This window comes from Streptococcus oralis (assembly GCF_003943415.1).
GTDB lineage: Bacteria > Bacillota > Bacilli > Lactobacillales > Streptococcaceae > Streptococcus > Streptococcus oralis_BJ.
The window spans coordinates 413,875-426,520 of record NZ_RJPK01000001.1 but is presented as its reverse complement, the minus strand read 5'-3'; the positions used below and the strand labels follow the sequence as shown (position 1 = coordinate 426,520).

General features: G+C 40.2%; 14 protein-coding genes. 1 reads left to right on the top strand and 13 read right to left on the bottom strand.

Features of this window, described 5'->3' with window-relative positions; all coding sequences use genetic code 11:
• Positions 1 to 103 precede the first annotated feature (103 nt).
• The 12 genes from D8801_RS02055 to eno form a co-directional block, all read right to left on the bottom strand.
• A complete protein-coding gene (locus D8801_RS02055) occupies positions 104 to 1,459 on the bottom strand; it encodes an MATE family efflux transporter (RefSeq protein ID WP_125847485.1) in 1,356 nt (451 codons plus the stop codon).
• A 41-nt stretch (positions 1,460 to 1,500) separates the two neighbouring features.
• Positions 1,501 to 2,769 (bottom strand): dihydroorotase, encoded by a 1,269-nt coding sequence (locus tag D8801_RS02050; RefSeq protein WP_125847482.1) that lies wholly within the window; start codon positions 2,767 to 2,769, stop codon positions 1,501 to 1,503.
• A 12-nt stretch (positions 2,770 to 2,781) separates the two neighbouring features.
• A complete protein-coding gene (locus D8801_RS02045; RefSeq protein ID WP_001135756.1) occupies positions 2,782 to 3,246 on the bottom strand; it encodes an NUDIX hydrolase in 465 nt (154 codons plus the stop codon).
• Between the two features lie 9 nt (positions 3,247 to 3,255).
• A complete protein-coding gene (locus D8801_RS02040; protein ID WP_125847481.1) occupies positions 3,256 to 3,909 on the bottom strand; it encodes a uracil-DNA glycosylase in 654 nt (217 codons plus the stop codon).
• A gap of 61 nt (positions 3,910 to 3,970) precedes the next feature.
• Positions 3,971 to 4,663 carry a pyrimidine 5'-nucleotidase PynA gene (gene pynA, locus D8801_RS02035; protein ID WP_125448367.1) on the bottom strand — a complete coding sequence of 231 codons (693 nt, stop codon included), beginning with the start codon at positions 4,661 to 4,663 and terminating at the stop codon, positions 3,971 to 3,973.
• Positions 4,664 to 4,693: 30 nt separating this feature from the next.
• Positions 4,694 to 5,308: a hypothetical protein gene (locus D8801_RS02030; RefSeq protein WP_125448366.1), complete on the bottom strand. Its 615-nt coding sequence runs from the start codon at positions 5,306 to 5,308 to the stop codon at positions 4,694 to 4,696.
• An 89-nt stretch (positions 5,309 to 5,397) separates the two neighbouring features.
• A complete protein-coding gene (locus tag D8801_RS02025) occupies positions 5,398 to 5,901 on the bottom strand; it encodes a hypothetical protein (RefSeq protein ID WP_125847479.1) in 504 nt (167 codons plus the stop codon).
• 243 nt (positions 5,902 to 6,144) lie between these two features.
• Complete coding sequence (locus tag D8801_RS02020) at positions 6,145 to 6,687, bottom strand: ClbS/DfsB family four-helix bundle protein (protein WP_125847477.1); 543 nt, start codon at positions 6,685 to 6,687, stop codon at positions 6,145 to 6,147.
• A 133-nt stretch (positions 6,688 to 6,820) separates the two neighbouring features.
• Complete coding sequence (locus D8801_RS02015) at positions 6,821 to 7,735, bottom strand: peptidase (protein ID WP_125847475.1); 915 nt, start codon at positions 7,733 to 7,735, stop codon at positions 6,821 to 6,823.
• A 183-nt stretch (positions 7,736 to 7,918) separates the two neighbouring features.
• Positions 7,919 to 8,755: an AraC family transcriptional regulator gene (locus tag D8801_RS02010; protein ID WP_125847473.1), complete on the bottom strand. Its 837-nt coding sequence runs from the start codon at positions 8,753 to 8,755 to the stop codon at positions 7,919 to 7,921.
• Positions 8,756 to 8,949: 194 nt separating this feature from the next.
• Positions 8,950 to 9,444, bottom strand: coding sequence for a YkgJ family cysteine cluster protein (locus D8801_RS02005; RefSeq protein WP_000031484.1), 495 nt, complete (start codon positions 9,442 to 9,444; stop codon positions 8,950 to 8,952).
• A gap of 175 nt (positions 9,445 to 9,619) precedes the next feature.
• On the bottom strand, positions 9,620 to 10,924 hold the full coding sequence (eno, locus tag D8801_RS02000; protein WP_125847471.1) for a surface-displayed alpha-enolase: 1,305 nt from the start codon (positions 10,922 to 10,924) through the stop codon (positions 9,620 to 9,622).
• Between the two features lie 162 nt (positions 10,925 to 11,086).
• Here eno and D8801_RS01995 point away from each other — a divergent pair, with 162 nt between their 5' ends.
• Complete coding sequence (locus D8801_RS01995; protein WP_125844168.1) at positions 11,087 to 11,533, top strand: DUF1694 domain-containing protein; 447 nt, start codon at positions 11,087 to 11,089, stop codon at positions 11,531 to 11,533.
• Here the strand turns inward: D8801_RS01995 and D8801_RS01990 are convergent.
• Positions 11,530 to 12,645 (bottom strand): glycerate kinase, encoded by a 1,116-nt coding sequence (locus tag D8801_RS01990; RefSeq protein WP_125847469.1) that lies wholly within the window; start codon positions 12,643 to 12,645, stop codon positions 11,530 to 11,532. The two genes, D8801_RS01995 and D8801_RS01990, sit on opposite strands and share 4 nt — an antisense overlap.
• Position 12,646 lies beyond the last annotated feature (1 nt).

Here is a 12,646-nt window from a genome sequence, read left to right as displayed (position 1 = left end):
GAAAGCACTGTCAAAATATATGCTTAGATTCTTTCACAAAATACAAAAAGAAAACCCCAGTTTATCGGGATTTTCTATAAATTAAAACATTTTTTCACAAAGTTTATTTGACATTGGAAACTTCAAATCTTTTCATAATTGTTTGCAAGCGCCCTTGATAGAGGATAGCACTAACGACCAAACTCGCTATTAGACCAATCCAGTAAGAATAGGCTCCCAAAGTTGTCACTTGGTCTAGGAATAAGCCTAACGGAATGGAAACAGCCCAGTAAGCAATTACTCCTAGATAGAAGGGAACAACCGTATCCTTATAGCCTCTCAGTATTCCTTGTAAAGGAGCTGCAACGGTGTCAGCTAACTGGAAAAATAGACTATAAGTTAGGAAGGTAGATGTTAATTCAATGAAGTCAGGATTATTTCCATATAAACTGGCTACAATATCTCTCAAGATATAGAGGAAGCTTAAGGTAAAACCTGCAAATATCAACGCTATCCAACGACCAATTTTGATATAGGTCTTGGCATCATCAAAACGCTTAGCCCCAACTTCATAAGAAACAACTATGGCCATGGCAGAAGAAATGCTCACCGGAAAGGCATACATGAGAGTTGAGAAGTTCATGGCTGACTGGTGGCTGGCAATAATCATAGACGAAAACTTAGCCATCATCAAACCAACGACAGAAAAAATAATCACCTCAGCAAAAACAGTACCACCGATTGGTAAGCCCAAGCGAATCCCTTCTTTGATCTTTACTAGGTCAAGCGGAAGCGGTTTTTCCAAATGAAACTCTTTTAACTTTTCTTGCTTTAAAAGGATGATGGCAGAGATTCCAAGGAGGCACCAGTAAGCTAGGGAAGTTCCTAAGCCTGCTCCTGCTCCACCTAACTCTGGAAACCCAAAGGCACCGTAAATTAACAAATAGTTAAATCCACAATTTAAAGGTAGCAATAAGAGCATGAGGTACATAGATAGCTTGGTCAGACCGAGTGAATCAAGTAGCGATCGGATAACACTGAAAAGCAACAAGGGAATAATTCCGATAGACAAGTACCAAAGATAAGAAACTGCAACTGCCGCTACTTGAGCTTCTAGTCCGATATGATTTAAGACAGGAGGTGCCAAGAAAAGTACCAGTCCCAGTAAGACCACAGATAGACCCAAGGCCAAATAAATAAATTGGTAAAAGTCAGATGCTACTTCTTCCTTTTTGCCTCTTCCTAGATGATGGCCGATGATGGGAACCATGGCCGAAACAATCCCTGTTAAAAAGGTGAAAAAAGGATTCCATAGACTCGTTGCAGTTGAAACACCCGCCAAGTCCATGGTATTGTACTGCCCAGTCATGGTTGTATCCACAAAAGAGGCAGAATAATTGGCAAACTGATAAATCAGGATAGGGAAAAATATCTTAAGAAATAAGACAAACTTATCTTTAAATTGATGGGTTGGATACATATATGCTCTCTATTCTTATAGTTTATAGAGCAGAGTCCCATCTAGTTTTGATAGACGATTTGTCCCTTACAGATGGTATATTTGACCTGCCCTTTTAAGGTTTCGCCGATAAATGGAGAATTAGCTGATTTTGAAGCAAAGTTTGGACCAACAGTACGATCAGCCTTGTCATCAAAGATGGTGATATCCGCTGGACCATTTTCAGCCAAGTAGCCCGCTTCAAAGTTATAAAGTTTGGCTGGATTGACAGTCATTTTTTCAAGCAATTCCATCAAGCTTAGCTCACCAGCTTCCACCAAATAAGTCAAGCCGAGAGATAGAGAGGTTTCCAAACCAGTCATACCAGATGGTGCTTTGGTGATATCTTCTACATTTTTCTCATCTGCATGGTGAGGCGCGTGGTCTGTCGCAATCACAGTGATGACGCCCGACTTGAGACCTTCAATCACGGCACGACGGTCTGATTCTAGACGTAAAGGAGGATTCATTTTGGCATTGCTTCCTTGTGTCAAAAGGAGAGCTTCCGTCTTAGAGAAATGCTGTGGCGCCACTTCTGCTGTGACTTGCGCTCCCAAACCTTGAGCGAATTCCACTACCTTGACACTTTCTTCCTTAGACAAATGCTGGATGTGAACATGGGCCTTAGTTGCATAGGCAATCATGACATCACGCGCAATCATAGCGTATTCTGCCACCCCTGTCGCACCACAGATCTTGAAGTGGTCTTTAGCGATGTTTTCGTTAAATCCAAGAATCCCATTCAAGCCTGGATCTTCCTCGTGTAGACAAACAAAGGTGCCAAGTTTCTTAGCAGTCTCCAAGGCTTCTTTGAGAACCTTGCTACTTTCAAGTGGAATACCGTCATCAGAAAATCCAACGGCTCCAGCTTCTAAAAGTGCCTTAAAGTCAGTTAGATCTTGGCCATTAAAGTTCTTGGTAATAGTCGCAACCGTCTTGACATTGATCTTTTCTTTAGCAGCTGACTGGAGAACTTCTTGCAAAGTATCCACGTCTGAAATGGTTGGACTGGTATTAGCCATCATGACGACAGTGGTAAAACCACCTGCAGCAGCCGCTAGGGCACCAGTATGGATGTCTTCCTTGTGGGTCTGACCAGGTTCACGGAAATGAACATGGATATCAACCAAGCCAGGTGCAACCACAAGCCCATTAGCATCAATTAGCTCTGCTCCTTCTTCCTTGATTTCGGCAGCAATTTTGACAATTTTCCCATCTTGTACCAAAACATCACACACTTGATCCAAACCAGACTTGGGATCCATTACACGACCATTTTTGATTAGTAGCATCTGCTCTCTCCTTTATTCATAAAAATCAACTTGGGTATCCAACAATTTATCCCCATCATAAACAAACTTGGCTGAGAAGAAGGGTTTGTCCTCTAAAAGCCACTCAACAAAGGTGTGGTCACCTTCCCAGGTTGGCTTGCTTAGAACTTCATCATAGGGAACCCATTCTAAGGTCCCCTCATTGCAGTCAATCAAGTCACCCTCAAACTCCGTCACCTTAAAAACATAGGTGTACCAGTCTAAATCAGGTGTGAATTCTGGAAAAGTGATAACGCCTTTTAGAACTGGCTTGGCTTTGAGCCCTGTTTCTTCGAGGATTTCACGCGCTGCACATTCCTGTGGAGTCTCCCCTCGCTCTAGCTTCCCACCTACGCCAATCCATTTACCAGCATGGACATCATTGGGTTTCTTATTGCGATGGAGCATGAGTAGTTCTTTCCCGTTATCAATGTAGCAAATCGTCGCTAACTGAGGCATATTCTCTCCTTATCTAAGCCAATCGATTGGCTCTTGTTCGGTCTCTTTTAAGAATGCATTAACCTTGGAAAAAGGCTTGGAACCCCAAAATCCTCTATAAACCGATAAAGGACTGGGATGGGCTGATTCGATAATCAAGTGATGAGGATTGGTAACCAAGACTTTCTTCTTGCGTGCATAAGCACCCCAGAGTACAAAGACTACAGGTCTGTCTAGATTATTGACAACCCGAATCACAGCATCTGTAAAAGGCTCCCATATCAGCCCAGCATGACCATTGGCCTGGCCAGCAGGAACCGTCAAGCAAGCATTGAGAAGTAAAACTCCTTGCTCAGCCCAAGATGTCAAATCATGAGATTTCTTAACGCCAAGATCATCTGCTAATTCTTTCAGAATATTTTGCAAGGATGGCGGAGCTGGAATGGTATCCGGTACAGAAAAACTCAAGCCCTGAGCTTGACCTGGCCCGTGATAGGGGTCTTGCCCTAGAATCACCACCTTAACCTCTTCCAGAGGAGTAGTCAAGAGAGCCTGAAAAACCTTTTCCTTGGGTGGATAAACAGTTCCCTGTGCATATGCCTGCTCTATAAATTGATTGATTTTCCTGAAATAACCCTCAGGTAATTGCTCCTTAATCAAAGCATGCCAAGATGAGTGTTGCATAGCCAACTCCTTCGTTTTTCCTGCCTCTATTATAGCAAAAAGTGGCTATTGAAACCACTTTTTACAGTTTATCTAAGAGTTCTAGTAGAGCTAGGTAAGAATGGACTTCGTAAGTCGGCTGGGCTTGCGTCTTAATTTCCAGATGATGGGGATTATACCAGATAGTATCGATACCAGCATTATTGCCACCTTGAATATCAGCTGTTAGGGAATCTCCAATCATCAGGGCCTTTTCTTTATCAAATCCAGCAATCTGCTGACCGATTTTTTCATAGAATAGTGCATCAGGCTTTTGCGTTTGCAACTGCTCGGAAATAAAGATTTGGTTGAAATAGGGAGCCAGACCTGATTGAGCCAAGCGCCCTGTTTGAATAGCAGTTATCCCATTTGTCGCAGCGTACAGCTCATAATCACGCTCAATGAGACTGTCCAAAAGTTCATGAGCCCCCGAAAGAGTTTGTCCCTGCTGGGCTAGAAGAAACTGGTATCGCTGGGCCAGTAAAGTCCCATCTTTCTCTAGCCCAAAATGAGCAAACAAACGTGAAAAGCGCGTGTTAACCAGCTCTTGTTTACTGATTTTCTTTTGCTCCAAATCCTTCCAGAGAGCCTTGTTCATAGGAACGTAATAGTCTTTATAGGCTTGAATGTCTGCAACCCCTTCTTCTTTTAGAAGTTGCGTCAGAGCCACATCCTCAGCAGCATCAAAATCAAGCAAGGTGTGGTCGAGGTCGAAGAGTAAAAATTTGTAGGACATTAAATTTCCTTTCTGAGTGAGAAAAAGTCGCTAATATTTATTTGGGAAATATTCTTTTCCCAACTGCCATAAATACTGATCAATCTCTTTAAGATTAAATTCTTCTAATCCGTAGTATTCTCTAAAAGCAATAATTATATTTTTAAATTTTTGATAATCTTTTAGATCTGCATTCTTAAAGTTGGAAAATTTATCTGTTTTTCTAAAATATTTCAATACTTTTTCTACATAGCTATCATAAATAGGGTATTCTTTAGGATTATGATGGGAACAGTATTTAGTAGAAAAAGAATAGAACTTTCTAGTGACTCCATTGATAGTAACATTCTGAATTTCATTGACTAAAGTTACATCACCTTGTCTCAATCTCTCGTCAATTTTAAGACTCAGAATATGCTCTGCAACTGGATAAACTGAAAAAATATTTGTGCTATAAAAATCATTTAATGTAGCAACCTTTAATAAAATATCAGAAATTTCTTCGTTACTTGGTAATAGCTCAAAAAACAATTTATCTAAAGCATCTTCTTGCAACTTATAATTTTTAAGATTTTTCCACGATTTTAAGTATTTTTCAACTTCAATGGCTGAAGGTTTTAAAATAACAATATCTGATTTCTGTTTTCTATTGTAGTTTATTTGCATATCTATCTCACTTCAAGTAGTTATTCAAAAAATTTGATAGATTAATTATAGCATATTACAAAACGAATGGGTAACCTCTTTATTCTCCCCTACCCCAACTCCTTGGCTATTCTACTCTTTTCAAGTTTTCCCTTGGTAATTCGTTTCCATAAAACAAGAGGATTCAGACTATAGGATAAGCGTAGGAGGAAATAATTGATCCATTCGATTAGTGCAAAAAGCTGTATTAGTGTGGCTATAATAGCCACTTGAAAACTCTGTGTATTCCAGACAATAAAAGGAAAGCCTGAAATAAGTAAAACAAGGTCTAGTATTCTGAAACCACCATATAGTTTGGGGACACTAGCGCTTCCGAACTGAGGTTTCGAGAGTCTTCTCATCAAAATCGCCCAATAGATTGAACCTTGAAGCAATATAAATGTCAGTAAAGACAGAGGATAGAGAATGGTTACTAGACTATTCCAATCAGCAAGCCGATTTTTTAAAAGGAAAAAAGAAAACCAAAAGGATAGGACGGCTGTAAACTCTCCCAAACAGAGGGACATCAACTCTTTTCTAACTTTCTCTTTTTGTATGTTCATCATCTCACCCATCTATCTATCATCCTATATCAGAAAAAAGCCATTCGAAGCATCGAACAGCTTAATTCCTTTAATATCAATGCAATTCTAAACTTAGAATTACTATAAAATAAATGTTTTCGTACTATTCTAAGCCATTGATTGCTTTAAATCTAAATTTTTGAAGGATTCTAAAGCTAGAAGAGCTCTAAAATCACGAGCACTAAGCTATTCGAAACTTAGAAGAACCTTTGGTGAATTTCAATAGCACTCCAACTAGCGACACTTACAATTTTTCTGATGAGCTTTAAGCTTTTTAATAGCCCAATCATAGTGACTGGAAGTGGCACTTACAAAGTAGGAGCCTAGGCTTGTCCCACCCGTCCACTTATAGACACCTTTGGTAAAGAGTTGATCATTGCTGAAGTCTTCCATCAACTCTAAAACCTCTTTATGTGATTGATTGAGGAGTTTGGTCGCTTCTTCTAAGGACGTTCTCTGGTGCTTCTTCCAAAAAGCGACATTCATTTCCCCATAAGTTTTCCAATTATAAGGTTCAGGGAGAAAAGGTCTTTCATGACCCTTTTGATTGGAATGTACCCAGGTCAAAAGTAACTGATGCCATTCATAGAGATGGATCAGGACATCCCGTAGATTTTTATCTCTTTTCCAGTGAGCTTCTTTTTTCTTTTGGTCTTTTGAAAAATCAAAAGGAGTCTGTAGTTCCTCTTCACTTAATTTAGATATAAAGTGATTGAGCTTTTCATAGTTTTCCTTAGAGGCTAGCACTAGCTCCTCTTTTGTTCTTGGTCTAGGCATAGGAGTTCTCCCTTCATTTTTAAGTAGAATAAGCTATTTTCTTACTTCATTATACCATAACCATAATCAAAAAGCAGTTCTTCATGTTACGAAAAACTGCTTTTACTGACTAGTTATTTTATGCATATAGTCACTAGTTTACATATAAATCTCTAAAGCGACCATCCACTTTAGCTATCTGATAGAGCAAGAGGGATAGTTCTTGGTAATCTTCTTTTAAACACGAAAGGTGGGCTTGGCCAAATAGAGTAGCCAATTCTTCTTTTAATCTTGCCCCTTCGGGATCATGGTCTTTTAAGAATTTACTGAGATAGAGATTTCGAACATCCGCAAGTTTGAAGCTGAAATACTGATGCAATTGTTTTTGCTCTGTATTTAAGCCATTTTCAGCAACTGCTTTTGCATAGTATTCCAACACACCACTTTGACCATTCAGATATCGGGTCTTCATAATCCTTGCTGTTTCTTGATAGATTTCAGTCTGACTAGGACTCTTAACCTTCTTAAAATTTCCCCACATGGAGTAAGCTCCACGCTTATAGTCAATAGCCTCCGCCTTCCAAGCTTCTAAAATGTCATTAAAAGCAACCTTCATACAGGCAAAACCAGCTGGATCATGCAAATAGAGATACTGACCATCAAGAGCATACACGGTTACAAAGTGATCCACACCATAAAGGATTGTGTGATTGGGATTGTAAGTCAGATGACCCATATCAAGAGGTCCCAGTACGACTGGTCCATTGGACAGAAACATTTCCAATTTTCCTTTAACCTCTTCCAAATCTACTTCAGTTCCATCTTTTAGATAGAAATCCTCATAGTCAAAACCTAGTATTTTTAAGGAATGGGAGATGGAAAGGTCTGGCATTCCATTATCAAAGAATACTAGAGGGTGCTGGTCATCTTCCTTTACGATACTAGCGCCATTTCCCATCACCATAATTGCCTCTAAAAACTCTGCTTTAAAGTCATAACCATAGGCGTCGAGCGCCATTGCCAATGAATAGCTATAGCAAAGTGACACATCTCCAAAATACATCTGCATATTCATACCTCCTTATCTTCTATGGGACTATTATACCGAGATAACTTTACTCATACCCCATAAAATCAAAACAAAAAATAGGGTATATTTGCTTTACGAATATGAATTTTCACAATAAAAGACTCTGTAGAGGTTCTTTCTACAGAGTCGGATTTGCATCTTTATAAAAAATCAGAAAATGATCTAGTCCCTGATGACTGGTATCCAGAGTTCCATTTGGTAGTCTGGTGACGACATATCTCCTTCGGTATAGACTTCAAAGTCTGGTGAGCCTGAGTGGCGATAGCCTGTTTCTGGGAAAAAAACCTCCAAAACATACTTCCAAGCATTGTGAATGCTAGCTGGTATAGGACCTTTGACTGGGACGATAGCATATTCAGCTGCTGGGATGTCTTTGATTGACAGACCTAGTTCTTCTGCTTTAGTTTTATCCGTCACATCATAAGCAGCCATGTAGTTGATGATTTCACCTTCTTTGACATCCGAGCAGACGCCAAAGGATTGGCCACTGCCCATACTTTCTAAGCTTTCAAAACTGTGATGGGCATAGAGTTGCTCCCAAGCAGACGGGCATTTGCTATTGTCAATAGCTTCCAATAGGACGCCTGCTACAGTAAAAGCAGGTTTCTTTTGAATCTTGATATCCATATTCTTTCCTCCTGTAATCTTTAAGGATAATTGAAGTCTAGGAAAGACCCGATAAGGTTTTCCATTCCTAACTTCTGAGGGGGTTGCACCATGGAATTTCTTAAAGGCTGCGCTGAAGGCATCCGCAGACTCATAGCCGTATTTCATCGCTATGTCAATGACTTTCTCAGAGCTTTCCCGCAAGTCCGTCACAGCTTCTGACAGCCTGCGATTGCGCAAGTATTCTGCTAAAGTCATATCTGCTAGGATGGAAAAGAGCCTGCTAAAGAGAGCATAAGAATAGCCTGATAGTTGCTGAAATCTTTTCATATCCACTGCTCCAGTCAGTTGCTGCTCCAAATAATCCATGGTTCGATTGAATTGATGCATCATATTCTTTTCTTCTTACCTCCATAAGATACAAAGGTCATTAAAAGCAAAGTGAAAATAGGAAAATTAACGCTGGTTCTAGGTAATTTTTTCTTTTTCGCATAGCTTTTAGTCCGTGTTCAATTCTATCTATATTCTAACAAATACAAGATACTTCCGCCCTAGAATATTTGTACAAGGTTTAAAGGTTCAAATCTTTATAACTTATCTTTTAATTTCTCAACAAAGAGATAGGCTGCTGGGCAGGTCAAGGTATTCTTAATCGTCAGATGGTTAATTTGATGGATCTTTTTACGGTCTGTATGGGGAAATTCACGGCAGGCCTTTGGACGAACGTCATAGATGGAACAGAGATTATCTCCACCTAGAAAGGGGCAAGGCATGGATTTGAAAACCTTATCGCCATCTTCATCCACCTGCAGAAATTCCGCTTCAAAAGCTGGTAATTTCATCTTAAAGTACTTAGCAATACGGGTAATATCTGCTTCTTTGAAGTCGGGCCCCAATGTCTTGCAACAGTTAGCGCAGGCAGTGCAATCGATCTCAGAAAAGACTTCTTGGTGGATCTGCTGAGCTATCTTATCTAGATTTTTTGGTGGCTTTTTCTTTAAATTGGCTAACACTTTACGATGCTCTTTCTGCTTTTGCAAGGCTAGCTGGTGGTAATACTCAATATCAATTTCTTTAGACATAATTGCTTTCTAATACAAGTGTTTTTGTCTATTATACCATAAACTCTGCCCCCTTTTTTCCCCCTGAACAGAAAAAAGCCCTTCGGATAAAATCCGAAGGGCTTATAACGTTGTTAAATCAACGGCCGAACTGTTGAATTTAAAGGTTCGGGATAAAATAGTTCACTGAACTAGATTATTTTTTAAGGTTGTAGAATGATTTCAATCCACGGTATTCAGCTACTTCACCAAGTTGGTCTTCAATACGAAGTAATTGGTTGTATTTAGCGATACGGTCTGTACGTGAAAGTGAACCAGTCTTGATTTGTCCTGCGTTAGTTGCAACTGCGATGTCAGCGATTGTTGAATCTTCAGTTTCACCTGAACGGTGTGATACAACGGCAGTGTAACCAGCTTCTTTCGCCATTTCGATAGCGTCGAAAGTTTCAGTAAGAGTACCGATTTGGTTAACTTTGATAAGGATTGAGTTAGCAGCGCCTTCAGCGATACCTTTTGCAAGGTAAGAAGTGTTTGTTACGAAGAAGTCGTCACCAACCAATTGAACTTTACCACCAAGACGTTCAGTAAGAGCTTTCCAACCGTCCCAGTCGTTTTCATCCATACCATCTTCGATAGTGATGATTGGGTATTTGTTTACCAATTCTTCAAGGTAGTCGATTTGTTCTGCAGCAGTACGTACAGCAGCTCCTTCACCTTCGAATTTAGTGTAGTCGTAAACTTTACGTTCTTTATCGTAGAATTCTGATGATGCACAGTCAAATCCGATAAATACGTCTTTACCAGGAACATATCCAGCAGCTTCGATCGCAGCAAGGATAGTTTCAACTCCGTCTTCAGTTCCTTCGAAACGAGGAGCGAATCCACCTTCGTCACCTACGGCTGTTTCAAGACCACGAGATTTAAGGATTTTCTTAAGAGCATGGAAGATTTCAGCACCCCAACGAAGAGCTTCTTTGAATGATGGTGCACCAGCAGGTACGATCATGAATTCTTGGAAAGCGATTGGAGCGTCAGAGTGAGAACCACCGTTGATGATGTTCATCATTGGAGTTGGAAGAACTTTAGTGTTGAATCCACCAAGGTAGCTGTAAAGTGGGATTTCAAGGTAGTCAGCAGCAGCACGAGCTACAGCGATAGACACACCAAGAATTGCGTTTGCACCCAATTTACCTTTGTTAGGAGTACCGTCAAGAGCGATCATAGCACGGTCGATAGCTTGTTGATCACGTACATCGTAGCCGATGATTGCTTCAGCGATGATGTTGTTTACGTTGTCAACAGCTTTTTGTGTACCAAGACCACCGTAACGAGATTTGTCACCGTCGCGAAGTTCAACTGCTTCGTGTTCACCAGTAGAAGCTCCTGATGGAACCATACCACGTCCGAAAGCACCTGATTCAGTATAAACTTCTACTTCAAGTGTTGGGTTACCGCGTGAGTCTAGGACTTCGCGAGCGTAAACATCAGTAATAATTGACATTTTTTACTCTCCTTTGAGTTAAATTTTTTACACCTCTATGATACCTTAAAAATAAGCGTTTTTCAAGAAAAAACGTTATCTTTGTGCAAATTTTCCTTAACTTTATAAAGTAATCGCTTTCTTTTGTCTGTTTTCTTGCGATTTTTGTGATATACTGTTTTTATGACAGATTTATCAAAACAACTACTAGAAAAAGCTCATGGTGGGCCGAAATTAAACCCGGATGAACAACGTCGCTACCTCGGCACTTTCGAGGAAAGAGTTCTTGGATATGCGGATGTTGAGACGGCCAATAGTTCTGAATTAGAACATGGATTTTTCTCTATTTTAGAAAGTTTTCAAGAAAAGGTAGAGGAACTTTTTGTGAAGATTTCTCCAAATATCGAGTTTGACAAACAGGTTTTTTACTTAAGACAAGCAAAGGAAAGCAACTGCCAGGCGACTATTGTTTCAGACGATCATATCACCTCTCCTTTTGGTCTTGTCATTCACACAAATGAACCTGTTCAAGTGGACGAGAAGGACCTTAGACTTGCTTTCTCAGACCTCTGGGAAGAGAAAAAGGCAGAGGCTCCTAAAAAATCTATCTGGAAAAAATGGTTTGGTTAATGGTTTCTCATGTTTAATAAACGGCCAATATTAGTAGCTGTGTGCTCCAAATAGAGACTTGCATTTTTCAGACTGTCTTCCAAAGGTTCACTTTTCTCTAAAATAGAAAAGGCAGCTTGTATATTTTCGAATGGTAGGGAAGGCAAATCGTTAGCAAGACTTCCACAAATAGCAATAACAGGGACTCCGTTAGGGGTTCTTTTTGCTACACCGATAGGAGCTTTTCCAACAAAGCTTTGACTGTCCAGTCTACCTTCTCCAACGATAACCAAGTCGGCATCTGAAACTTTCTTGTCAAAGTCTATCAAATCCAAGCAAGTGTCAATCCCAGATACAATACTGGCCTCAGCAAAGGCACAGAGTCCAGCAGCAATGCCACCTCCAGCTCCTGCTCCTTTAAGAGATAGGGTTGAAGGTGAGAATTTTTCATAGAATCGCTGCATAGCCAGATCTACTGTTTCAAACAAAGCAGGGGCCAATCCCTTTTGTTTACCAAATGTGTAGGTTGCTCCTTGATGACCACATAAAGGGCTCACGACATCTGCTAAAATGCGGATTTTCACATCTTCAGGAATCCTGCATAGTTCAGCTTTGAAAACTGAATCAAACTCAAGCAAAGTCTGACCGCAAGCTGGCAATTCTTCTCCCTTCTTATCATAAAAACGATAACCTAAACCAGCAGCAATGCCTATCCCACCGTCATTACTAGCCGTACCACCAACTCCGATATAGATTTCTTTCATCCCTTGATTAATGAGATGGTGAATCAACTCTCCAATACCTCTGGTTTGGATGTGAAGAGGGTTTCGTTTCTCTTGGGGAATCTTTCCAAGACCAACCAAGTCAGCAACTTCAAAGAGAGCTATTTGGCCTTTTTGAAAGTAGCGCATTGCTTCATTTAGACCAAAAGGTCCCGTAACCTCTTGCCATTTTTCTTCGAGGTCAAGAGAATGTCGAATAGCATCTACGGTTCCTTCCCCGCCATCACCAACAGGATAGAGCAGACATTCTACATCCGCTATTGACTGTTCGAAGCCTTTTTTTATAGCTTGAGCGACCTGTTCTGCCGTCAAACTTTCTTTAAAAGAATCGGGTGCAATTACAATTTTCATA

Bases quoted from the DNA above. Each gene is read 5' to 3' on its own strand.
- D8801_RS02020 (WP_125847477.1), bottom strand. From the start codon at position 6,687: ATGCCTAGACCAAGAACAAAAGAGGAGCTAGTGCTAGCCTCTAAGGAA.
- D8801_RS02005 (WP_000031484.1), bottom strand. From the start codon at position 9,444: ATGTCTAAAGAAATTGATATTGAGTATTACCACCAGCTAGCCTTGCAA.
- D8801_RS01995 (WP_125844168.1), top strand. From the start codon at position 11,087: ATGACAGATTTATCAAAACAACTACTAGAAAAAGCTCATGGTGGGCCG.
- D8801_RS02040 (WP_125847481.1), bottom strand. From the start codon at position 3,909: ATGCAACACTCATCTTGGCATGCTTTGATTAAGGAGCAATTACCTGAG.
- D8801_RS02010 (WP_125847473.1), bottom strand. From the start codon at position 8,755: ATGATGCATCAATTCAATCGAACCATGGATTATTTGGAGCAGCAACTG.
- D8801_RS02050 (WP_125847482.1), bottom strand. From the start codon at position 2,769: ATGCTACTAATCAAAAATGGTCGTGTAATGGATCCCAAGTCTGGTTTG.
- D8801_RS02055 (WP_125847485.1), bottom strand. From the start codon at position 1,459: ATGTATCCAACCCATCAATTTAAAGATAAGTTTGTCTTATTTCTTAAG.
- D8801_RS02045 (WP_001135756.1), bottom strand. From the start codon at position 3,246: ATGCCTCAGTTAGCGACGATTTGCTACATTGATAACGGGAAAGAACTA.
- pynA (WP_125448367.1), bottom strand. From the start codon at position 4,663: ATGTCCTACAAATTTTTACTCTTCGACCTCGACCACACCTTGCTTGAT.
- D8801_RS01990 (WP_125847469.1), bottom strand. From the start codon at position 12,645: ATGAAAATTGTAATTGCACCCGATTCTTTTAAAGAAAGTTTGACGGCA.
- D8801_RS02015 (WP_125847475.1), bottom strand. From the start codon at position 7,735: ATGCAGATGTATTTTGGAGATGTGTCACTTTGCTATAGCTATTCATTG.
- eno (WP_125847471.1), bottom strand. From the start codon at position 10,924: ATGTCAATTATTACTGATGTTTACGCTCGCGAAGTCCTAGACTCACGC.
- D8801_RS02030 (WP_125448366.1), bottom strand. From the start codon at position 5,308: ATGCAAATAAACTACAATAGAAAACAGAAATCAGATATTGTTATTTTA.
- D8801_RS02025 (WP_125847479.1), bottom strand. From the start codon at position 5,901: ATGGGTGAGATGATGAACATACAAAAAGAGAAAGTTAGAAAAGAGTTG.